This window comes from Citrobacter sp. CK188, assembly GCF_030333525.1.
Taxonomy (GTDB): Bacteria; Pseudomonadota; Gammaproteobacteria; order Enterobacterales; family Enterobacteriaceae; genus Citrobacter_B; species Citrobacter_B koseri.
This window is the reverse complement of sequence record NZ_JAOWFU010000029.1, coordinates 312181-336449: the sequence shown is the minus strand read 5'-3', so window position 1 is coordinate 336449 and position 24269 is coordinate 312181. Positions and strand designations below refer to the sequence as shown.

At 56.5% G+C, this 24269-nt stretch carries 15 protein-coding genes; 9 read left to right on the top strand and 6 right to left on the bottom strand.

Annotated elements, in window-relative coordinates:
• Together wzb and OGV67_RS06835 are read right to left on the bottom strand one after the other, a co-directional pair.
• Entirely contained in the window at positions 1-444 is a 444-nt protein-coding gene (gene wzb / locus OGV67_RS06840) for a low molecular weight protein-tyrosine-phosphatase Wzb (protein ID WP_012131700.1), read from the bottom strand.
• 5 nt (positions 445-449) lie between these two features.
• Positions 450-1589 (bottom strand): polysaccharide export protein, encoded by a 1140-nt coding sequence (locus tag OGV67_RS06835; protein WP_012131699.1) that lies wholly within the window; start codon positions 1587-1589, stop codon positions 450-452.
• Between the two features lie 691 nt (positions 1590-2280).
• Here OGV67_RS06835 and OGV67_RS06830 point away from each other — a divergent pair.
• Complete coding sequence (locus tag OGV67_RS06830) at positions 2281-3864, top strand: TerC family protein (protein ID WP_058669389.1); 1584 nt, start codon at positions 2281-2283, stop codon at positions 3862-3864.
• An 84-nt stretch (positions 3865-3948) separates the two neighbouring features.
• Here the strand turns inward: OGV67_RS06830 and asmA are convergent, their stop codons facing one another.
• The 3 genes from asmA to udk form a co-directional block, all read right to left on the bottom strand.
• The gene (asmA, locus tag OGV67_RS06825) at positions 3949-5802 is read right to left on the bottom strand and encodes an outer membrane assembly protein AsmA (protein WP_114647336.1); all 1854 of its coding nucleotides are present in this window, start codon (positions 5800-5802) and stop codon (positions 3949-3951) included.
• A gap of 21 nt (positions 5803-5823) precedes the next feature.
• Positions 5824-6405: a dCTP deaminase gene (gene dcd / locus OGV67_RS06820; RefSeq protein ID WP_012131692.1), complete on the bottom strand. Its 582-nt coding sequence runs from the start codon at positions 6403-6405 to the stop codon at positions 5824-5826.
• Positions 6406-6496: 91 nt separating this feature from the next.
• Positions 6497-7138, bottom strand: a complete 642-nt coding sequence (udk, locus tag OGV67_RS06815; RefSeq protein ID WP_024130192.1) for a uridine kinase — start codon at positions 7136-7138, stop codon at positions 6497-6499.
• Between the two features lie 327 nt (positions 7139-7465).
• Here udk and OGV67_RS06810 point away from each other — a divergent pair, with 327 nt between their 5' ends.
• Positions 7466-10795 carry a diguanylate cyclase gene (locus tag OGV67_RS06810; protein WP_115614701.1) on the top strand — a complete coding sequence of 1110 codons (3330 nt, stop codon included), beginning with the start codon at positions 7466-7468 and terminating at the stop codon, positions 10793-10795.
• Here OGV67_RS06810 and alkA read toward each other — a convergent pair.
• Complete coding sequence (alkA, locus tag OGV67_RS06805) at positions 10763-11632, bottom strand: DNA-3-methyladenine glycosylase 2 (RefSeq protein WP_104868465.1); 870 nt, start codon at positions 11630-11632, stop codon at positions 10763-10765. The two genes, OGV67_RS06810 and alkA, sit on opposite strands and share 33 nt — an antisense overlap.
• Positions 11633-11767: 135 nt before the next feature.
• On the opposite strand from alkA, the gene yegD reads away from it, so the two are divergent.
• From yegD to baeR, 7 genes are all read left to right on the top strand, one after another.
• Positions 11768-13120, top strand: a complete 1353-nt coding sequence (gene yegD / locus OGV67_RS06800) for a molecular chaperone (RefSeq protein ID WP_200003434.1) — start codon at positions 11768-11770, stop codon at positions 13118-13120.
• Positions 13121-13251: 131 nt separating this feature from the next.
• Positions 13252-14499 carry an MdtA/MuxA family multidrug efflux RND transporter periplasmic adaptor subunit gene (locus OGV67_RS06795; protein ID WP_071258926.1) on the top strand — a complete coding sequence of 416 codons (1248 nt, stop codon included), beginning with the start codon at positions 13252-13254 and terminating at the stop codon, positions 14497-14499.
• A complete protein-coding gene (gene mdtB / locus OGV67_RS06790; protein WP_012131683.1) occupies positions 14499-17621 on the top strand; it encodes a multidrug efflux RND transporter permease subunit MdtB in 3123 nt (1040 codons plus the stop codon). The genes OGV67_RS06795 and mdtB overlap by 1 nt, the downstream gene beginning before the upstream one ends.
• Positions 17622-20708 (top strand): multidrug efflux RND transporter permease subunit MdtC, encoded by a 3087-nt coding sequence (gene mdtC / locus OGV67_RS06785; RefSeq protein ID WP_012131682.1) that lies wholly within the window; start codon positions 17622-17624, stop codon positions 20706-20708.
• Positions 20705-22120: an MFS transporter gene (locus tag OGV67_RS06780; RefSeq protein WP_115614700.1), complete on the top strand. Its 1416-nt coding sequence runs from the start codon at positions 20705-20707 to the stop codon at positions 22118-22120. The genes mdtC and OGV67_RS06780 overlap by 4 nt, the downstream gene beginning before the upstream one ends.
• On the top strand, positions 22117-23520 hold the full coding sequence (gene baeS, locus OGV67_RS06775) for an envelope stress sensor histidine kinase BaeS (protein ID WP_047462573.1): 1404 nt from the start codon (positions 22117-22119) through the stop codon (positions 23518-23520). Before OGV67_RS06780 ends, baeS begins: the two co-directional genes overlap by 4 nt.
• Positions 23517-24239 carry an envelope stress response regulator BaeR gene (gene baeR, locus OGV67_RS06770; protein WP_012131679.1) on the top strand — a complete coding sequence of 241 codons (723 nt, stop codon included), beginning with the start codon at positions 23517-23519 and terminating at the stop codon, positions 24237-24239. Before baeS ends, baeR begins: the two co-directional genes overlap by 4 nt.
• The last annotated feature ends 30 nt before the right edge of the window (positions 24240-24269 follow it).

Here is a 24269-nt window from a genome sequence, read left to right as displayed (position 1 = left end):
TTATACCTGCTCTGCGTTCAATGCCTGCGCCCATTGGCGAGCAGACCTTTCAAGTAATGTGTACACCGCTTCAAACGCCTCGCGACTTTTGCGATACGGGTCGGGTATTTCACGCTCGCTGTCCCAGTGGCCGAACAACATCACTTTCCCGCGCATCTCTGGCGCCATCTCGCACAGTCTGGCGATATGGCGTTTTTCCATCGCCAGAATCAGGTCATAATCCCGGCACATACGCCCGGAGATCTGGCGGGCGCAATGACCTTCAAGAGAGAGGTTATGCGCCGCCGCCACGCTGACCGCCGACCGGTCGGCGCCCCTTCCCACCAGCGCGCCCAGCCCGGCGGACTCCACCGTTAACGACGGGTGATAACTTTTCAGCAAGCGCTCTGCCGTCGGGGAACGGCAAATGTTCCCCACGCAAACAACTAAGATTTTGTTAAACATGACGTTTACCAGTTATGAATGTCGCTGGCCGTATCCGTCATATAACGGACACCGCTGATGGTCGGCAGCAACTGATTGATCAGACGGTTCCAGCGCGCAACCGGTGCGGTCGTGACGTACACCACATCGTAAGGTTGCAGTCGGAACTCCGTCGCCATCACCAGAGAGGTGGCATCAGACATATCAAGCTGATAAATATTGGCGATCTTGCCATTGCGTCCGCCCTCGCCTTTCAGCGGTCGAATCACGAAGATGCCGCTGGCATTGGAGGTGGTCAGGTCGATACCTTCCGCTGTACCCAATGCTTCGGTGAGCGTCATACCGCTGAAGTCCATTTTGAGGGTGCTCTGTTTCTTCACTTCACCCATCACGAAGACTTTCAGATCGTCATTACGCGGTACAAACAGGATGTCGCCGGGGTAGAGCAACCGGTTCTGGCTGAGATCGCCGTTTTGCATCAGCGCCTGCAAAGAAATTCGCTGCTCCTGGCCATTGTGCGTCAGCACGACGTTGCGCCAGTCGGCGTTTTCGGTCAGACCACCTGCGGCGTTGATGGCATCAAGAACGGTGAGCGGCACGTTGGTGATCGCCTGCTGGCCGGATTTATTCACCTGCCCGGAGACATACGCCTTCTGCGAGCGGAAAGCGGCGATATTAACGTCCACCTGCGGGTCAGCAATGTACTTCGCTAAGCGCCCGGTAATATCACTGCGAATTTCACCCAGCGTTTTGCCCACCACAGTCACTTTGCCGATGTAGGGATAAAACATGGTGCCATCAGGTTGAACCCAGTTGCCGGTATCACTGGAGCTACGGTACTGCCCGGCGGGCGTGGTCAGTTCCGGGTGATCCCAGACCGTCACATTCAAAACATCGCCTGGGCCGACGCGGTACTGGTAGCTTGAGATCTCCTGGTCCAGTGACATATTGGGCTGCGCCACATTTGGACGTGGTCGTAATTGCTCCACCAGGCGCGGCGTCAACGGATAGACATTCACCATACGGTCGAGATCAAAATCAGCGTCTTGCTGTTTGATCACGTCTTTACCCATCGTAGACATATTGCTGCCCGGAAGTACTGTGCAACCACTTATCAAGGTTACCGACACCAATAATGGCATCAATTTCATTTTGGATTTCATCATTGATTATTTATCACTTTGGCAGAGTAATTATCCCGTGCAATTTAAATAGCGACTTCGCCTGTACACATTTACATTGCAGTTAATTGAAAAGAAATTTAACTGGCATCAGTCCTAAAAAATTTGGATTCATCCGTAGGCTATTGACAGAATAATTCAGACTTGTCACCAGGTTATCAGACACGCTACCGCCCTTGGCTTTTTAGCTACCAATACACTGATTAATTTAGGTTTTTATAATCCTCTTTATTTCCTCTTCTTCGCGACAGAGAAACATCACAGGAAATAAGAAAGTTACTCAGTAATGGCCTGCTTGACGGCGACAGGATATTTTTGTTGCCCACCATTAATGCTGCAAGAATTGTTGCAGTTAACGTAATAGCAGGCAAGGTAACAAGCCTGTACTTCACCCTTTTTAAGATTAATATTAAGCGTGGCGAAATTATAATTTTAGGATTTTATTGATGTTGACAAATTCTATATTTAACGCCCAACCTGCGATATTTCCGAAATATATCCACATTCAAAAAATCGTACCATATGGAAACTTTATGGTTATTTTTCCGCCACGTTTTCAGCATAAAAGCCTGATATAAAAGAAAGAGAAATGACGTTATGTCATTGCATTTTGCGCCAGCTTTATCCATGATCGAATTGTGACAACTGTCATATAACGAAAGGTATTATTCTCACTATGGAATGGATTGCCGATCCATCAATCTGGGCCGGACTCGTCACGCTTATCGTCATCGAGTTAGTCCTCGGCATTGATAACCTGGTCTTTATTGCCATCCTCGCTGAAAAACTGCCGCCTGCGCAGCGCGATCGTGCGCGCATTACCGGGCTGCTGTTAGCGATGATCATGCGCCTGCTGTTGCTGGCGTCTATCTCGTGGCTGGTCACGCTGACGAAGCCTCTCTTCAGCATACGCGACCTGAGCTTCAGCGCCCGGGATCTGATTATGCTGTTTGGCGGTTTCTTCCTGCTCTTTAAAGCCACAATGGAGCTCAACGAGCGGCTGGAGGGGAAAGACAGCGATAACCCCACTCAACGCAAAGGGGCGAAATTCTGGGGCGTGGTGGCGCAAATTGTGGTGCTGGACGCCATCTTCTCCCTCGACTCGGTCATTACCGCCGTGGGGATGGTCGAACACCTTGCGGTGATGATGGCGGCGGTGATTATCGCCATCAGCCTGATGCTGCTGGCCAGTAAATCCCTGACCCGGTTTGTGAACAGCCACCCAACCATCGTGATCCTCTGCCTCAGCTTCCTGCTGATGATCGGCTTCAGCCTGGTGGCGGAAGGGTTTGGCTTCCATATTCCAAAAGGCTATCTGTACGCCGCGATCGGCTTCTCGGTGATGATTGAAGCGCTGAACCAACTGGCGATCTTCAACCGTCGTCGCTTCTTATCCGCCAACCATACGTTGCGCCAGCGCACCACCGAAGCGGTGATGCGTTTGCTTAGCGGGAAAAAGGAGGATGCCGAGCTGGATGCTGACACCTCCGCTATGCTGGCGGATCATGACGACAGCCAGATTTTCAACCCGCAAGAGCGGCAGATGATTGAGCGAGTGCTGAACCTCAACCAGCGCACCGTCAGCAGTATCATGACCTCGCGCCATGATATTGAGCACATCGATCTCGACGCGCCTGAAGAGGAAATTCGCGCCCTGCTGGAAAAAAACCAGCATACGCGTCTGGTAGTGACCGGAGAGGACGAACAGGAAGAGTTGCTTGGCGTGGTGCATGTCATCGACCTGCTACAGCAATCGCTGCGCGGCGATCCGCTCGATCTGCGGGCGTTGATCCGTCAACCGCTGGTGTTTCCTGAAACGCTGCCGCTGCTTCCGGCGCTGGAGCAGTTCCGTAACGCCCGCACGCATTTTGCTTTTGTCGTGGATGAGTTTGGTTCCGTTGAAGGGATCGTAACCCTGAGCGACGTCATGGAAACCATCGCCGGTAATCTGCCGAACGAAGTGGAAGAGATCGACGCCCGTCACGATATTCAGAAAAACCCGGACGGCTCCTGGACCGCCAACGGCCATATGCCGCTGGAAGATCTGGTGCAGTACGTTCCGCTGCCGCTGGATGAGAAACGCGAGTACCACACCATCGCGGGGTTGTTGATGGAATACCTGCAACGCGTGCCGAAAACCGGAGAAGAGGTTCAGGTGGGAGATTACCTGTTGAAAACCTTGCAGGTTGAGAGTCACCGCGTACAGAAAGTGCAGATTATTCCGTTACGTAGCGATGACGAGTTAGATTACGAGGTGTAAGGCAGAACGGCATGCCGGGTGGCGGCTGACGCCTTACCCGGCCTACACATGCTGTCTGTTTTCACAGCCGGCATTCAGATTCGCTTACAGCTTATCCAGCAGCTTCTTCACGTCTTTACCGTTGCGGGTCTCTTTATTACGATCCGCCCAGTCGCTCAGACGACGTTTTGCTTCATCCTGCAAATGCTTACGCAGAATCTGGTCAACCTGGAGATTGTAATTCAGCGCCTGCCACTTACCGTATACGCGCAGCGGAACCGGCGTCTCTTTCAGGAAATCAATCAGCTTGCTTTCACCTGTCCAGCCGCCCAGCACGCGCACGTTAAACTGCGTGTCGCAGGTCTGCTCAACAAGATTCAACGCGCCATTACCGGAAACCGCCAGTATTGCAGACTGCCCTTCCATGCTGCCCAGCGTGAGCTTACCGTTATCCAGCGCCAGGTCGGTGACAAAGCGATCCAGACGGGTCGCGTTATCAAAATTCTGCTGCGATTGCTGCACATCGCCACCGCTACGCGTTACCGCCTGTTGCACCAGTTGCTGGAAGTTCATCCCTTCCATACGCGTGTCGCGCATTTCAACATGCGCCTGCCCTTGCCAGCTGTGACGAAACGCCTGGGCGTCAATATCTGCGCCGGAAAAATCGCCCGCCAGCGACATTTTGCCGGTCAGCGCGATGGGATAGTCAAACGCGTTCAGAATCGTGCCAATTTCCACATCCTCAAGGCGCGGCTGGAACACGGCGCGCGGATTTGCCGCTCTCGCGTCCAGCGTACCGGGCAGAGAAATCTCACCTCCGTCGAGTTTCCCCTGCAACTCGACGATATTCAGCAAACCGGCCTGATTCGTCATTTTCGCCGACACGTCGGTAAACGCCATGCCACGCCACTGCGCGTTATCCGCCCGCAGAGAGAGGGCCGCAGAAAACCCTTTTAGCCCCTGATAAGCGGGTTCATCAACGCGGGACGCGATAACCGGCCGCGGCCGCGTCGACTGCTGCCCCGTTTGCGCCACGTTTTTGGATGTGCTTGCCACGTCATTTCGCGGAAGAAGGTTATCCAGATTCAGCTTGCCAAATTGCAGATCGATCGCCCATTCCGGCTCATCGCTCAGCGTCACCTGAGCCTGTCCGGTCAGGGTGCTGTCGTTGGCGGTTAAACTGAGCTGACTGAAAGAGAGCCTTTTTTGCCCTTCCTGCCACTGCGCCTGTAATTGCCCCTGGCCCTGAATACCCTGTTTCGGTAAATCGGCTCCCTGCAACTGCCAGTTGAGCTGCTCGATACCGGCCGTTAAGTTGTGCGGATAGTCAGACGCATCGACCGTTCCGTTGAAGGAGAGCGAGAGATCGCGCTGATCGCGGTTCACCCGCCCGGAAAAATCAAACGTCCCGCGATGCTGTTCATCCTGCTCCATTTGCAGGCGAATATCGCGAACCGTAATTTGCTCGTCGTCTTCATGCTGGAACACCAGCACACTGTCAGCAACGCGTAAGCTGCTGATATCAAAAGACCAACCACGGTCTTCCGGGACATCCGGCAGCGTATTGTCTTTTGGCGCAACAGGCGCGTCTTCCCGGCGCGCCGCTTCCGTCTGCGGCGTCAACTGGATGACCGCGCCTTTGAGCATCACCTGTTCAACCTTCAACTGATGACTAAGAAGCGGCCACAGCGCAACGTCCAGACGCATATTGTCGGCCCGAACCAGGGGTTCGCTGGCGCCTTCCGCTGTCAACGCCATCCGTCCAGAAAGGATGCTGAGTTGAGGCCATACGTGCCAGCGCAGAGGGCCATCCAGTTGCAGTTGATATCCGCTACGCGCAGCGACCTGCTGCACCATATACGCGCGGAAATCATTCGGATTCACCAACATCACCAACGCCGAGAAGCCGGCCACTAGCACGACCAGGAGAATCATCAGCGTCGTCAGAAATCGTCTCATGCTATCCTCAGTGGAGCAGACTCAGTCTTTGTCAATCCGGCTGGCAACAGCGCCTTGCTGATCGCGGTATTTCGCATCCTGGCGACGGTTATAAGGGCGTGCGGCAGGGCCGGAGAGCGGCTCAAAGCTCAGGGCGCCAATCAGCATTCCCGGGCGCAGGGCCAGCGGTAATTTCCCGGAGTTGTAGAACTCCAGAACGATGCAACCGGACCAGCCGGGATCGATACGGTGCGCGGTAACGTGCACCATCAGCCCAAGACGCGCCAGCGAGGAACGGCCATCCAGCCACCCCACGAGATCCGGCGGCAGCGTGACGGACTCAAAGGTCACGGCCAGCGCCAGCTCGCCCGGATGAAGATAAAACGCGTCGCCTTCATCCAGCACGATTTCATCGCTCATCACGCGATCCAGCGCGGCGCTGACCTCATCCTTCGGGCCGCTTAAATCAATAAACGCAGCCGTGTGGCCACGAAATGTACGAAATTTATTGCCAAGGCGCACATCCACCGTCGCGCCATTAATACGCTCAACAGGAGGACGCGGGTTGATCGACAAGCGGCCTTCATCCAGCCAGGCTTCAATATCTCGGTCACACAAACGCATGGCACTTTCTCCTTTCGTGCATCAGGCCCTTAACGTTCAACGCGTCAAGGGCGAACCAGGTTATCACTGAACGGTACACAATTCGCTGGGCTTATTCAAAGAACTGACTGATTTTCGCTTTCAGAATATCAATCGCGATGCGGTTCTTACCGCCGCGCGGTACGATAATATCGGCGTATTGCTTGGAAGGTTCAATAAATTGCAGGAACATCGGGCGTACGGTTTTCTGGTACTGCGCCATCACCGAATCCATTGAACGCCCACGCTCGTTGACGTCGCGCTTAATACGGCGCATCAGGCAGATGTCCAGCGGGGTATCGACAAAAATGGAGAAGTTCATCTCTTCACGCAAACGCGCGTCCGTCAGCAGCAAAATCCCTTCGAGAATAATGACTTTTTTGGGCTCGACGCGAACGGTTTCCTGCATGCGGGTATGTTCAACATAGCTGTATACGGGCAATTCAATCGCCGAACCGCGCTTGAGCGCTTGCAGATGCTGGAACAGCAAACTGTGATCCATCGCATTAGGATGGTCGTAGTTGGTTTTTACACGCTCTTCCATCGACAGATGGCTTTGATCTTTGTAATAGCTGTCTTCGGGAATAACACCGATATGTTCATCACCCACTTGTTCACGCAATTCGCGATAAAGGGTACTGGCAATAAGACTCTTGCCGGAAGCCGATGCGCCAGCAATACCGATAATGACGCACTGATGAGACTGAACAGTCATAAATTTAGCGACCTGATTAACCTGGATGTTAGGGAGGGCGACGCCGAAGCGTCAAACGCGGCAATTATAGGGATTTCAGCGGCACGATACCAGTCGAGATAACAGAACGCTAAATTGCCGTCCATCTCTCCTTGTCGCAAATTAAAATGCTTATTTTTAAAGCAGCTGCCGGATTTATTCGTTTATGCCGGAATTAATCCCCCGGAGATGTCAAATTATGAGCCGCTGACGTATAAATCGTAAATTGTTTGTACTAGCATGATCCTGAATGAAAACTGACGCGTCCGGGCCCTCCGCGACGGCAAGGGCTATTCGGATAACGTGGTAATGAGTAAACAAACCCAACATGTTTTAGTTACCTTGCCTCACCCTCTACTGCGTCTCGTCAGTTTAGGTCTGCTCACCTTTATCTTTACACTCTTCTCGCTGGAACTGTCGCGTTTCGATACGCCGCTGGCGCCGCTGTGGTTCCCGACGTCAATCATGATGGTCGGTTTTTATCGCCACGCAGGACGGATGTGGCCGGGGATCGCACTGGTCTGTTCCCTCGGCAGCATAAGCGCGTCACTCGTTTTTTCTCCTGCCGGTTCGCTGAATTTTGGCTGGACGGCGATCAATATTATTGAAGCGGTGGTCGGCGCAATCCTGTTACGTAAGCTACTGCCCTGGTATAACCCCTTACAAAATCTGAATGACTGGCTCCGTCTGGCGACGGGCAGCGCGGTGATTCCACCGTTACTGGGAGGCGCGCTGCTCTGGCTGCTGATGCCCGAAGGGACGCCAGTAAAAACATTTTTGATTTGGATTCTGTCCGAGTCTATCGGCGCGCTGGCGCTGGTGCCATTAGGCTTGCTGTTTAAACCGCGCTACCTGCTTCGCCATCGCGATCCCCGCTTACTGCTTGAAACGCTGCTTACGCTGACGATAACGCTGGGGCTAAGCTGGCTCTCTATGCTGTACGTTCCGTGGCCTTTTACCTGCATTATCGTTCTGCTGATGTGGAGCGCGATACGTCTGCCGCGTATGGAAGCGTTTCTGATCTTCCTCGCCACCGTCATGATGACGTCGCTGATGCTGGCATCCGACCCGGCGCTGCTGTCAACGCCCAAAACATACGCCATGATGAACGTTCCCTGGCTGCCGCTTTTAATGATCCTGCTGCCCGTCAACATCATGACAATGGTGATGTACGCGTTTCGGGCGGAACAAAAAAATATCACGGAAAGCGAATTACGCTTTCGTAACGCGATGGAATATTCCGCGATCGGCATGGCGTTAGTGGGCACCGAAGGCCAATGGCTACAGGCCAACAAGGCTTTGTGTCAGTTTCTGGGCTACAGCCAGGATGAACTGCGCGCCCTCACCTTTCAACAGCTTACCTGGCCTGAGGATCTGCATAACGACCTTGAACAGCTGAATATGCTGGTGCGCGGCGATATCAACAGCTATTCCATGGAGAAACGCTATTACACCCGCGACGGCGATGTGGTCTGGGCATTACTGGCCGTTTCACTGGTTCGCCATAGCGACAACACCCCGCTCTATTTCATTGCGCAAATTGAAGATATCAACGACCTGAAACATACCGAACGGGTAAACAAGCGCTTGATGGAGCGGATTACGCTGGCGAACGAAGCGGGCGGTATCGGCATCTGGGAATGGGAACTGCGGCCTGACGTGATCAGTTGGGATAAGCGCATGTTTGAGCTGTATGAGGTTCCGCCGCATATCAAACCCACCTGGCAACTCTGGCACGACTGCCTGTTGCCGGAAGACCGCGCGCCGACGGAAAAGATCATCCGCGAGTCTCTGGCGGCACGTCTCCCCTTTAAGCTCGAATTCAGGATTGGCGTAAAAGATGGCATCCGGCATATCCGCGCCCTGGCGAACCGGGTGCTGGATAAAGACGGCGACGTGGAACGCCTGCTTGGCATCAACATGGACATGACCGAAGTCAAGCAGCTTAACGAGGCGCTGTATCAGGAAAAAGAGCGCCTGCACATTACGCTGGACTCCATCGGGGAAGCGGTTGTCTGTATTGACGTCGACATGAACGTAACCTTTATGAACCCTGTCGCCGAAAAGATGAGCGGCTGGCAGCAGGAGCATGCGATCGGCGTCCCGCTGCTGACGGTATTACGCATCACTTTTGGCGATAACGGCCCGCTGATGGAAAATATCTATAGCGCGGATATGTCGCGTTCCGCCATTGAGCAGGATGTGGTGCTTCACTGTCGCAACGGCGGTCGCTACGACATTCATTACAGCATTACGCCGCTCAGTACACTGGATGGCGGGAATATCGGCTCCGTACTGGTCATTCAGGACGTCACGGAATCGCGGAAAATGCTGCGCCAGCTCAGCTACAGCGCCTCTCATGACGCCCTCACCCACCTGGCTAACCGGGTCAGTTTTGAAGGCCATCTGAAAGAAATCCTGCTTACGGTACGCGATACGCGCCAGCATCATGCGCTGGTCTTTATTGATTTAGACCGCTTTAAAGCCGTTAACGACAGCGCCGGGCATGCCGCAGGCGATGCGCTGCTTCGCGAACTGGCCGCCTTAATGCTCAGTATGCTGCGTTCCAGCGATATGCTGGCCCGCCTGGGCGGGGACGAATTTGGCCTCCTGCTGCCGGATTGCAATATCGACAGCGCGCGCTTTATTTCTACGCGGATCGTCAACGCGATTAATGAATACCGCTTTATGTGGGAAGACCGTGAACACCCCATTGGCGCCAGCGCCGGAATCACGCTAATCAATAACGCCAATCGTCTGGCGGCAGACGTGATGTCCCAGGCGGATATCGCCTGCTATGCCTCTAAAAACAACGGTCGGGGACGTGTCACCGTGTACGAAGCGCAGCAGGAACAGGCGCACAGCGAGCGGGAAGTCACGCCTCAGGATGAACAATGGCGCATAATCAAAGATAACCCTCTATTGATGATCGCCCGCGGGGTTGCGTCGCCGCGCATCCCTGAAACGTGCGGTTTTTGGCTGATCTCGCTGCGGCTGTGGGCCAGCGACGGCGAAATCATGGAGGAGCAGGCATTCCGCGCAGGGCTAACCGATCCCGAACTCAGCCACGCTCTCGATCGTCGCGTGTTTCAGACATTTTTCCAGCACGCGGCATCCACCGTCGCCAGTAAGGGGGTGAGCATCGCCCTGCCGCTTTCCGCCGCCGGACTCAGCCGCGCAACATTCATTGATGAACTGCTCGAACAACTGGAGCGCAGCCCACTTCCGCCGCGCTTATTGCATCTGGTTATCCCGGCACATGTCCTGATGCAAGAGTCCGATAAGGCCATACCCGCGATACAGATACTGCGTCAGGCGGGCTGTCGCATTGTTCTCAGCCAGGTCAACCGTGACCTGGCGCTTTTCGATTGCTTAAGCGCCCACATGGCTGACTACCTGTTGCTTGATAGCGAACTCTGCGCCAGCCTTCACGGCAATTTAATGGATGAAATGCTGGTATCGATTATTCAGAGCCATGCGCAGCGGCTGGGCGTCAGAACCATTGCCGGCCCGGTACAAATGCCGCTGATCATGGATGCGCTTTCCGGTATTGGCATCGATCTGATTTACGGCGACGTCATTGCCGATGCCCAGCCGCTGGATCTGTTACTGAACACCAGTTATTTCGCCATCAACTGACGGCTGCCAGCCATCCGTATACCAGATATGCAGCAACGCGTAGGAGCGCCAGGGTTTCCAGCGCTCCGCATAACGGCGGATTTGCGCGGGCGTCATTCCCGAAAACCGCTGTTTAATCAGATAATCATCCGGCAAAAAGATATCTTTCGCCTGCCAGCCGCGCAGCGCGAAGTAGTTGGCCGTCCAGCGCCCAATCCCAGGAAAGGTTTGCAGGTTTTTCACCCCCAGCGCAATATCCGGCGGTGCGGACGTCTCTAACGTTCCATCCAGCGTCGCACGCGCCAGATGGATCAGCGCTTCCGCGCGTTTCAGCGGCATCCCCAGTGCTTTAAGCGCGAATGGGTCCGCCGCCGCCAGCGTTTGCGGCGTGGGGAAACAGACATACTCCGGCGCGTCGGCAAGCACATCGCCATAACGACGGGCGACTTTCGCCGTCAGCTTTGCCGCCATCGCCACGCTGACCAGTTGCCCGAGTATCGCCCTTACGCCCTGTTCGAAGGCATCCACCGAGCCGGGCAGGCGCAATCCCGGTCGCGCAGCCCCCAGACTGCCGAGCGCGTCGGCAATCTGATCGGGGTTACAGCGCAGATCGAACAGGCGTTCAATTTTTGCCAGACATTCTTCGGCGACGGGCAACAAGCCCGCGCTCAGGGTTACGCGCAGCGTATGCGTCTGGTGCTCCGGTACAACGGCGATCAGTCCCCGATGTTCTCCCGTCGCCAGACTGCGAACGTAACGCGCGGGCTCAACCGTTTCGACGCCGCTCACCGCACGCGCGGCGAGAAAACCCAACATCCAGGACCAGTCATAAGGCGGCTGCCAGCTTAGGATATACATTGCGACTCCTGTTTTTATTCTCCTTCAGCATAAACGCTATTCAAACGCCGCGCCTTGCTTTCATATTCCAGTTGTCGGGATTACAACATTTCGTTAAAGTCACGCCCCTTCTTCACTGGCATGGGGATTATTAAGGTGTTTATTGGTTTTGACTACGGCACGGCAAACTGTTCCGTTGCCGTCATGCGCGACGGGCAACCGCAGCTGCTAAAAATGGAAAATAACAGCACGCTGTTGCCCTCAATGCTTTGCGCCCCGACGCGTGAAGCCGTCAGCGAGTGGCTGTACCGCCATCACGCGGTTCCGGCGACGGATGACGAAACGCAGGCGCTGTTGCGGCGCGCAATGCGCTACAACCGTGAAGAAGATATTGAGGTCGGCGCAGGCAGCGTGCTGTTCGGGCTGGCTTCGCTGAGCCACTACATTGACGACCCGGAAGAGGTTTACTTCGTTAAATCGCCAAAATCCTTCCTCGGCGCCAACGGCCTAAAACCGCAGCAGGTTGCGCTGTTTGAGGATCTGGTCTGCGCGATGATGTTGCACATCCGTCATATGGCGCAAACGCAGTTGCCGGAAAGCATCACGCAGGCGGTGATCGGTCGACCGATTAACTTTCAGGGGCTGGGTGGCGACGAGGCTAACCGCCAGGCGCAAGGCATTCTGGAACGCGCGGCAAAACGCGCCGGTTTTCAGGATGTCGTCTTCCAGTTTGAACCGGTTGCGGCGGGTCTGGATTATGAAGCCACGTTGCAGGAAGAGAAGCGCGTACTGGTGGTGGATATTGGCGGCGGGACGACCGACTGTTCATTGCTGCTGATGGGGCCGCAGTGGCATCAGCGCGCTGACCGCGCCTCCAGCCTGCTTGGGCACAGCGGCTGTCGCGTGGGCGGTAACGACCTGGACATCGCGCTGGCGTTTAAACACCTGATGCCGTTGCTGGGCATGGGCGGCGAAACCGAAAAAGGCATCGCTTTGCCGGTTCTGCCGTGGTGGAACGCTGTCGCGATCAATGATGTTCCCGCACAAAGTGATTTCTACAGCAGCGCCAACGGTCGCCTGCTCAACGAGCTGGTTCGGGACGCCCGCGATGCGGATAAAGTCGCGCTGCTGCTTAAAGTCTGGCGTCAGCGCCTCAGTTATCGTCTGGTACGCAGCGCGGAAGAGAGCAAAATTGCCCTGTCCGGGCAGCCCAATATCCTCACCACGCTGCCGTTTATCAGCGATGAGCTGGCGACGTCTGTCAGTCAGCAGGGGCTGGAAGCAGCGCTGAGCCAGCCGCTGGCGCGTATTCTGGAGCAGGTACAGCTGGCGCTGGACAATGCGCAGGAAAAACCGGATGTCATCTATCTGACCGGCGGCAGCGCGCGCTCACCGCTGATCAAAAACGCGCTGGCGGAGCAGTTGCCGGGCATTCCGATTGCTGGCGGCGATGACTTCGGTTCCGTCACCGCCGGTCTTGCGCGCTGGGCGGACGTCGTATTTCGTTAACCGCCTCGCAAAGGCCGACGTCATTCAGACGAATCCAGACAGTGTTTCATAATTCCTCCATTTTTCTCCCGTTATGGATGACTAAACTAGTATCATTCCGCGAAACGTTTCAGGATGAGAAACTTATAACGATGAAAGGCAGTAAAAAATCCCGCTGGGTGATAGCAATCGTGGTCGTTGTGGCGGCCATTGCCGTGTACGGGTTCTGGCATAGTCGCAGCGAAACCCAGGGGAATGCGCCGGGCGCTAACGAACATGCGCAACGTCAGGCTGGCGCAGGACGTCGCGGCATGCGTTCCGGCCCGCTGGCGCCGGTTCAGGCGGCCACCGCAACGGAACAAGCCGTACCACGCTATCTGACCGGGTTGGGCACGATCGCTGCCGCCAATACCGTCACGGTACGCAGCCGCGTGGATGGTCAACTGATGGCGCTGCACTTCCAGGAAGGACAACAGGTCAAAGCGGGCGATCTGCTGGCGGAAATCGATCCCAGCCAGTTTAAAGTCGCCTTAGCGCAAGCGCAGGGGCAGCTCGCGAAAGACAAAGCCACACTGGCGAATGCCCGTCGCGATTTAGCGCGCTATCAACAGCTGGTGAAAACCAATCTTGTCTCCCGCCAGGAGCTGGACGCGCAACAGGCGCTGGTCAGCGAAACAGAAGGCACCATTAAGGCCGATGAAGCCAGCGTCGCCAGCGCGCAGTTGCAGCTTGACTGGAGCCGCATCACCGCACCGGTAGAGGGTCGCGTGGGGTTAAAACAGGTGGATGTCGGTAATCAAATCTCCAGCGGCGATACCACAGGCATTGTCGTTATCACCCAGACGCACCCAATCGATCTGATTTTTACCTTGCCGGAAAGCGATATCGCCACCGTCGTACAGGCGCAAAAAACGGGCAAAACATTGACCGTTGAAGCCTGGGATCGCACTAACTCACAGAAATTAAGCGACGGCGTACTGCTCAGCCTGGACAACCAAATCGACGCCACGACCGGCACCATCAAAATCAAAGCCCGTTTTAACAACCAGGATGACGCGCTGTTCCCTAACCAGTTTGTTAACGCCCGCATGCTGGTCGATACGCAGCAAAACGCGGTGGTGATACCGACAGCGGCCGTACAAATGGGTAACGAAGGCCACTTTGTCTGGGTGCTAAATGATGAGAACAAAGTCAGCAAGCATCTGGTTAAACCGGGTATTCAGGACAGTCAGAACGTGGTAATCAGCGCCGGGCTGTCGGCAGGCGATCGCGTCGTGACGGACGGGATCGATCGTCTGACGGACGGGGCGAAAGTCGAAGTGGTGGAAGCGCAAGCGCCTGCGGCGAAAGAAGATAAAGCCACGAATCGGGAATACGGTAAGAAAGGAGTACGCTCCTGATGCAGGTGTTACCTCCGAGCAGCACAGGCGGCCCGTCGCGCCTGTTTATTATGCGCCCTGTCGCGACCACGCTGCTGATGGTGGCGATTTTACTCGCCGGGATTATCGGTTACCGCTTCCTGCCCGTCGCCGCATTGCCGGAGGTGGACTACCCCACCATTCAGGTGGTAACGCTCTACCCCGGCGCCAGCCCGGATGTGATGACCTCCGCTGTCACCGCGCCGCTTGAACGCCAGTTCGGGCAAATGTCCGGCCTGAAACAGATGTCGTCGCAAAGTTCCGGCGGCGCATCGGTTGTAACGTTGCAGTTCCAGCTGACTCTGCCGCTGGATGTCGCCGAGCAGGAAGTACAGGCCGCCATTAACGCGGCCACAAACCTGCTGCCTAGCGATCTGCCTAACCCGCCGGTATACAGCAAAGTTAACCCGGCAGATCCACCGATCATGACGCTGGCCGTCACCTCAACCGCCATGCCCATGACGCAGGTGGAAGATATGGTGGAAACCCGGGTGGCGCAGAAAATTTCCCAGGTTTCCGGCGTAGGGCTGGTCACGCTGTCCGGCGGCCAACGCCCGGCCGTGCGTGTGAAGCTGAATGCGCAGGCGATAGCCGCGCTGGGGCTTACCAGCGAAACGGTTCGCGCCGCCATCACCAGCGCCAATGTCAACTCGGCGAAAGGGAGCCTTGATGGCCCAACTCGCGCGGTCACGCTCTCTGCTAACGATCAGATGCAGTCTGTCGATGAGTATCGCCAGTTAATCATCGCCTGGCAGAACGGCGCGCCGGTACGTCTGGGCGATGTGGCAACGGTCGAACAAGGCGCGGAAAACAGCTGGCTCGGCGCGTGGGCCAATAAAGAACAGGCCATTGTGATGAATGTGCAGCGCCAGCCCGGCGCCAACATTATCTCCACGGCGGACAGCATTCGTCAGATGCTGCCGCAGCTTACGGAAAGCCTGCCAAAATCGGTCAATGTCACCGTGCTGTCGGATCGCACCACCAACATTCGCGCTTCCGTTACCGACACCCAGTTCGAACTGATGCTGGCGATTGCGCTGGTGGTGATGATCATCTACCTGTTCCTGCGTAATGTCCCCGCCACAATCATTCCGGGCGTCGCCGTGCCGTTATCGCTGATCGGCACTTTTGCGGTAATGGTCTTTCTCGATTTTTCGATCAATAACCTGACGCTAATGGCGCTGACCATCGCCACCGGCTTCGTCGTGGACGACGCGATTGTGGTGATTGAGAACATTTCGCGTTACATCGAGAAAGGGGAAAAACCGCTGGCGGCGGCGCTCAAAGGCGCTGGCGAAATCGGCTTTACCATTATTTCATTAACCTTCTCGCTGATTGCGGTACTGATCCCGCTGTTATTCATGGGCGATATCGTCGGGCGTTTGTTCCGCGAATTTGCGGTCACGCTGGCGGTAGCGATCCTGATCTCCGCCGTCGTGTCGCTGACCCTGACGCCCATGATGTGCGCCCGGATGCTCAGCCAGGCGTCGCTGCGCAAGCAAAACCGCTTCTCCCGCGCGGCGGAAAAAATGTTTGATCGCGTCATTGAGAAATACGGTCAGTGGCTGGCAAAAGTGCTCAACCATCCGTGGCTGACGCTGAGCGTGGCGCTCGGCACCCTGCTTCTCAGCATCATGCTGTGGGTCTTTATCCCGAAAGGGTTCTTCCCGGTGCAGGATAACGGCATTATTCAGGGCACATTGCAGGCTCCACAATCCAGCTCGTTCGCCAGTATGGCCCAGCGCCAGCGCCAGGTGTCTGATGTGATTTTAAAAGACCCGGCGGTAGAAAGCCTGACCGCCTTTGTCGGCGTTGATGGTACCAACCCGGCGCTGAACAGCGCGCGTCTGCAAATTAACCTTAAGCCGCTGAATGAACGTGACGATCGGGTACAGAAAGTCATCGCCCGCCTGCAACACGCCGTGGCGAAAGTGCCCGGCGTCGATCTCTACCTCCAGCCAACGCAGGATCTCACCATTGATACTCAGGTGAGCCGCACGCAGTACCAGTTTACGCTACAGGCCACCTCACTGGATGCGCTCAGCACCTGGGTGCCGCAGCTGATGGAAAAACTCCAGCAGCTTCCGCAGCTTTCTGACGTCAGCAGCGACTGGCAGGACAAAGGTCTGGTGGCGTATGTGAACGTTGACCGCGACAGCGCCAGCCGTCTTGGCATCAGCATGGCGGATGTCGATAACGCCCTGTATAACGCCTTTGGCCAGCGCCTGATTTCGACCATCTACACCCAGGCGAATCAATATCGCGTCGTGCTGGAACATAACACCGACACCACGCCGGGGCTGGCGGCAATGGACACCATCCGTCTGACCAGCAGCGACGGCGGGATTGTGCCGCTTAGCGCCATCGCCAAAATCGAGCAGCGTTTCGCGCCGCTTTCCATTAATCACCTGGATCAGTTCCCGGTAACGACCTTCTCGTTTAACGTGCCGGATAATTATTCGCTCGGCGATGCGGTACAGGCCATTCTGGACACGGAGAAAACGGTCAACCTGCCAGTCGATATCACCACCCAGTTCCAGGGCAGCACGCTGGCCTTCCAGGCCGCGCTCGGCAGCACCGTCTGGCTGATCGTGGCGGCAGTGGTGGCGATGTATATCGTGCTTGGCGTGCTGTACGAAAGCTTTATCCACCCAATCACGATCCTCTCCACCCTGCCAACGGCGGGCGTCGGGGCGCTGCTGGCGCTCATGATTGCCGGTAGTGAACTGGACGTGATTGCCATCATCGGGATCATTTTGTTGATCGGTATTGTGAAGAAGAACGCCATCATGATGATCGACTTCGCCCTGGCCGCCGAGCGCGAGCAGGGAATGGCGCCGCGTGATGCGATTTTCCAGGCCTGTCTGCTGCGTTTTCGCCCGATTCTGATGACCACGCTGGCGGCACTGTTAGGCGCGCTGCCATTGATGTTAAGTACCGGCACAGGCGCGGAATTACGCCGCCCGTTAGGGATTGGCATGGTAGGCGGCCTGCTGGTCAGCCAGGTCTTAACCCTGTTCACCACGCCCGTCATCTATCTGCTGTTTGACCGCCTGTCGCTGTATGTGAAAAGCCGCTTCCCCCGCCAGGAAGAGGAGGCGTAAATGAAATTTTTCGCTCTTTTCATTTACCGCCCGGTGGCGACCATTTTAATCTCCATCGCCATTACGCTCTGCGGCGTGCTGGGTTTCCGGTTATTGCCGGTCGCCCCGCTGCCGCAGGTGGATTTTCCGGTCATTATGGTGAGCGCATCGCTTCCGGGCGCTTCGCCGGAAACCATGGCGTCGTCGGTCGCCACGCCGCTGGAGCGTTCGCTCGGACGCATCGCGGGGGTCAGTGAGATGACCTCCAGCAGCTCGCTGGGCAGCACACGAATTATCCTTCAGTTTAACTTTGACCGTGATATCAACGGCGCGGCGCGTGACGTGCAGGCAGCAATTAATGCCGCACAGAGTCTGCTGCCCAGCGGGATGCCCAGCCGCCCGACCTACCGTAAAGCCAACCCGTCCGACGCGCCGATTATGATTCTGACGCTCACATCGGACACCTGGTCGCAGGGAGAGCTGTATGACTTCGCCTCAACGCAGCTGGCGCAGACAATCGCGCAAATTGACGGCGTCGGCGATGTGGATGTCGGCGGCAGTTCGCTGCCCGCCGTGCGCGTGGGGCTTAACCCGCAGGCGTTGTTTAATCAGGGCGTATCGCTGGATGACGTGCGCAGCGCCATCAGCAATGCCAACGTGCGTAAGCCGCAGGGCGCGATCGACGACAAGACTCATCGCTGGCAGGTTCAGACAAATGATGAACTGAAAACGGCGACGGAATACCAGCCGTTGATTATCCACTACAACAACGGCGCCGCCGTGCGTCTGGGCGATGTCGCCACGGTAACTGACTCGGTACAGGATGTGCGTAACGCCGGGATGACCAACGCCAAACCGGCGATTTTGCTGATGATTCGCAAGCTGCCGGAAGCCAATATCATCCAGACGGTAGACAGCATTCGCGAGAAGCTCCCGGAATTACAAACGCTGATTCCCGCCTCAATTGACCTGCAAATCGCTCAGGATCGTTCCCCAACGATTCGCGCCTCGCTGGAGGAAGTGGAGCAAACGCTGGTTATTTCCGTCGCGCTGGTCATTCTGGTGGTCTTTTTATTCCTGCGCTCCGGGCGCGCAACGTTGATTCCTGCCGTTGCGGTTCCCGTGTCGCTGATTGGCACCTTCGCCGCAATGTACCTGTGCGGTTTTAGCCTGAACAACCTGTCGCTGATGGCGCTGACTATCGCCACCGGTTTTGTCGTCGATGACGCCATTGTGGTGCTGGAAAATATCTCCCGCCATCTTGAAGCCGGCATGAAGCCCTTGCAGGCGGCGCTTCAGGGAACGCGTGAAGTTGGCTTTACGGTGCTCTCCATGAGCCTCTCCCTGGTGGCGGTATTCCTGCCGCTCTTGCTGATGGGGGGATTGCCCGGAAGATTATTACGCGAGTTTGCCGTCACCCTTTCGGTGGCGATCGGCATCTCGCTGCTCGTCTCGCTCACGCTAACCCCCATGATGTGCGGCTGGATGCTGAAGTCCAGCAAGCCTCGCGAGCAGACGCGAAGCCGCGGCTTTGGCCGTCTGCTGACCGGCCTGCAACAAGGGTACGGCACATCGCTGAAATGGGTGCTAAACCATACGCGGCTGGTGGGCGTCGTCTTGTTGGGCACCATTGCGCTGAATATCTGGCTCTATATTTCCATCCCCAAAACCTTCTTCCCCGAACAGGATACGGGCGTACTGATGGGCGGCATTCAGGCTGACCAGAGTATTTCGTTTCAGGCGATGCGCGGCAAACTTCAGGACTTTATGAAGATCATTCGCGACGATCCGGCGGTCGACAACGTGACCGGATTCACCGGCGGTTCGCGGGTCAACAGCGGGATGATGTTTATTACGCTGAAATCACGCGGCGAGCGCCATGAAACGGCGCAGCAGGTTATCGACCGGCTGCGGGTCGCGCTGGCAAAAGAGCCGGGCGCAAACCTGTTTCTGATGGCGGTGCAGGATATCCGCGTCGGCGGGCGGCAGGCTAACGCCAGCTACCAGTACGCTCTGCTGTCTGATGATTTAAGCGCGCTGCGGGAATGGGAGCCGAAAATCCGTAAAGCGCTGGCGGCGCTCCCCCAACTGGCGGACGTTAACTCCGATCAGCAAGATAACGGCGCGGAGATGAACCTGATTTACGACCGCGAAACCATGTCCCGGCTGGGGATCGACGTGCAGGCCGCCAACAGTCTGCTGAATAATGCCTTCGGTCAACGGCAAATTTCCACCATCTATCAGCCGATGAACCAGTATAAGGTTGTGATGGAGGTTGACTCACGCTATACCCAGGACATCAGCGCGCTGGAGAAGATGTTCGTCATTAACAGCGACGGGAAGGCGATTCCGCTCTCTTATTTTGCAAAATGGCAGCCCGCCAATGCACCGCTGTCAGTGAATCACCAGGGGTTGTCCGCCGCCTCGACTATCGCGTTTAACCTGCCTACGGGCACGTCGCTGTCCGAAGCGACGGAAGCCATCAACCGGGCGATGACACAGCTTGGCGTACCGTCAACGGTGCGCGGCAGTTTCGCCGGAACGGCACAGGTTTTCCAGGAGACGATGAATTCGCAGGTAATTCTGATCCTGGCGGCGATCGCGACGGTCTATATTGTGTTGGGGATATTGTATGAAAGTTATGTTCATCCGCTGACCATCCTCTCTACCCTCCCCTCCGCAGGCGTGGGGGCGCTACTGGCGCTGGAGCTATTCAATGCCCCGTTCAGCCTAATCGCGCTCATCGGGATCATGCTATTAATTGGCATTGTGAAGAAAAACGCCATCATGATGGTCGATTTTGCGCTTGAGGCGCAGAGAAACGGCAACCTGACGCCGGAACAGGCGATTTTCCAGGCCTGCCTGCTGCGTTTTCGCCCAATAATGATGACCACGCTGGCGGCGCTGTTTGGCGCGCTGCCGCTGGTTATCTCCGGGGGCGATGGTTCAGAGTTACGTCAACCATTAGGGATTACGATCGTGGGCGGACTGGTGATGAGCCAGCTGCTGACGCTCTATACCACCCCGGTGGTCTATCTCTTTTTCGACCGTCTGCGGCTGCGTTTTTCACGTAATAATAGCCAACCGGAATCCATAACAGAGCCATGACAGAACTTCCTGACAGCACACGCTGGCAACTCTGGATTGTGGCATTCGGCTTTTTTATGCAATCGCTGGATACCACAATCGTCAACACCGCGCTTCCCTCTATGGCGCTCAGTCTGGGGGAAAGCCCGCTGCATATGCACATGGTCGTGGTTTCCTATGTACTGACCGTGGCGGTAATGCTGCCTGCCAGCGGCTGGCTGGCGGATAAAGTCGGCGTGCGTAATATCTTCTTTACCGCCATTGTGCTGTTTACGTTGGGATCGCTATTTTGCGCCTGGTCCAGCACGCTGAATGAACTGGTGCTGGCGCGCGTTTTACAGGGCGTGGGCGGCGCCATGATGGTGCCGGTCGGCAGACTGACGGTCATGAAGATCGTTCCGCGCGAACAATATATGGCGGCAATGACCTTCGTCACGCTGCCCGGTCAGGTCGGGCCGCTGCTCGGCCCGGCGCTGGGCGGCATTCTGGTCGAGTACGCCTCCTGGCACTGGATTTTCCTGATTAACATTCCGGTCGGCATTGTCGGGGCGATTGCGACGCTCATGCTGATGCCGAACTACACCATGCAAACCCGGCGCTTCGATCTTTCAGGGTTCCTCCTGCTGGCCGTCGGCATGGCGGTACTGACGCTGGCGCTGGACGGCAGCAAAGGCACGGGGCTCTCGCCTCTCTCACTGGGCGCACTGGTGTTGTGCGGCATCCTGGCGATTGTGCTCTACCTGAAACACGCCAAAAACAATCCGCGCGCGCTATTTAGTCTGGCGCTGTTTCGCACCCACACCTTCTCGCTGGGCCTGTCTGGTAGCTTCGCCGGGCGCGTCGGGAGCGGCATGCTGCCCTTCATGACGCCGGTCTTTTTGCAGATTGGTCTGGGGTTTTCGCCGTTTCATGCCGGGTTGATGATGATCCCGATGGTACTCGGCAGCATGGGAATGAAGCGTATCGTCGTACAGGTGGTAAACCGCTTTGGCTATCGTCGCGTACTGGTCGCCACCACCCTCGGTCTGTCGCTGGTCAGCCTGCTGTTTATGAGCGTCGCGATGCTTGGCTGGTATTACGCCCTGCCCTTTGTGCTGTTCCTGCAAGGCATGGTCAACTCCACCCGTTTTTCATCCATGAACACCTTAACGCTCAAAGATCTGCCCGATGAACTCGCCAGCAGCGGCAACAGCTTGCTGTCCATGATCATGCAGTTGTCGATGAGTATTGGCGTGACCATCGCCGGGCTGCTGCTGGGCATGTTTGGTCAACAACATATCGCGGCCGACAGCGGCGCGAGCCACACGGTGTTTATGTATACCTGGCTGTGCATGGCCCTGATTATCGCGCTGCCCGTACTCATCTTCGCCCGGGTGCCGAACGACACGCATAAAAACGCCGTCATTTCACGACGCAAAAGGAGCACGCAATGAAGTTCTGGCGGCCCGGTATTACCGGCAAATTGTTTCTGGCGATTTTCGCCACCTGCATTGTCTTGCTGATCAGCATGCACTGGGCCGTACGCATCAGCTTTGAGCGTGGGTTTATCGACTACATCAAACATGGCAACGAACAGCGGTTGCAGATGCTCGGCGACGCGCTGGGCGAGCAGTACTCGCTGCACGGCAACTGGCGTTTTTTACGCAATAACGATCGCTTCGTTTTCCAGATCCTGCGCTCTTTTGAGCATGACAACGACGATAACAAACCCGGCCCCGGGATGCCGCCGCATGGCTGGCGAACCCAATTTTGGGTCGTCGATCAACACGCCAATGTGCTGGTCGGCCCGCGAGCGCCAGTCCCGCGAGACGGCACCCGCCGGGCTATTCACGTAAACGGTGTGGAGGTTGGCGCGGTGATTGCCTCTCCCGTTGAGCGACTGACGCGCAATACCGATATTAATTTTGATAAGCAACAGCGCCGTACCAGTTGGCTGATCGTGGCGTTGTCGACTCTGCTGGCGGCGCTGGCGACGTTTCCGCTGGCGCGCGGGTTGCTGGCGCCCGTTAAGCGGCTGGTGGAAGGCACGCACAAACTGGCCGCAGGCGACTTCACGACGCGCGTAACGCCGACCAGCGCGGATGAACTGGGTAAACTGGCGCAGGATTTTAACCAGCTCGCCAGCACGCTGGAAAAAAATCAGCAAATGCGCCGCGATTTTATGGCGGATATCTCCCACGAACTGCGCACGCCGCTGGCGGTATTGCGCGGTGAGCTGGAGGCTATCCAGGACGGAGTCCGCCAGTTTACGCCCGAATCGGTGGCCTCGCTCCAGGCTGAAGTCGGCACGCTCACCAAGCTGGTTGACGATCTGCATCAGCTTTCTATGTCCGATGAAGGCGCGCTGGCGTACCAGAAAACATCGGTGGACCTGATTCCCCTGCTGGAGGTGGCGGGCGGCGCGTTTCGCGAGCGCTTCGCCAGCCGTGGGCTGACGTTACACTTTTCCCTTCCTGACAGCGTGATGGTATTCGGCGATCCGGATCGTCTGATGCAGTTATTCAATAATCTGCTGGAAAATAGTCTGCGCTACACCGACAGCGGCGGCAGCCTGCACATTTCCGCCGAGCAGCGCGACAACATGCTGCTGTTAACGTTCGCCGATTCCGCGCCCGGCGTTCGCGATGAGCAGTTACAAAAACTGTTTGAACGTTTCTACCGCACAGAAGGCTCCCGCAACCGCGCCAGCGGCGGGTCCGGTCTGGGACTGGCGATTTGCGACAATATCGTACAAGCGCATAATGGTCGTATCCGGGCGTCCCATTCGCCTTTTGGCGGGCTTAGCATTACAGTAGAGTTACCGCTGGAACGCGATTTACAGAGAGATGTATGACTGAGTTACCCATTGATGAAAACACGCCGCGTATTTTAATCGTGGAAGATGAACCCAAGCTGGGACAACTGCTGATCGACTATCTGCGCGCCGCAAGCTATGCCCCCACGCTAATCAGTCATGGCGATCAGGTATTGCAGTATGTGCATCAAACGCCGCCAGACCTGATCCTGCTGGACTTAATGCTGCCAGGTACGGACGGCCTGACGCTGTGCCGGGAAATTCGCCGTTTTTCTGACGTGCCCATCGTGATGGTCACGGCAAAGATTGAAGAGATCGACCGCCTGCTTGGGCTGGAGATTGGCGCCGATGATTACATCTGCAAACCTTACAGCCCCCGTGAGGTGGTCGCCCGCGTGAAAACGATTTTGCGCCGCTGCAAGCCGCAGCGTGAGCTGCAACAGCTGGACGCGCAAAGCCCGCTGATTGTTGATGAAGGCCGTTTTCAGGCATCCTGGCGCGGCAAGATGCTCGACCTGACCCCCGCAGAGTTTCGCCTGTTGAAAACGCTGTCTCACGAGCCGGGGAAAGTCTTCTCCCGCGAGCAGCTGCTTAATCATCTCTACGATGATTATCGCGTGGTGACGGACCGTACCATTGACAGCCACATCAAAAACCTGCGCCGCAAGCTGGAATCGCTGGACGCCGAACAGTCGTTCATCCGTGCGGTATACGGCGTCGGGTATCGCTGGGAAGCGGATACCTGCCGGATTGCATAAGTCACGCCTGCAATAGCCGGATGACGCTCC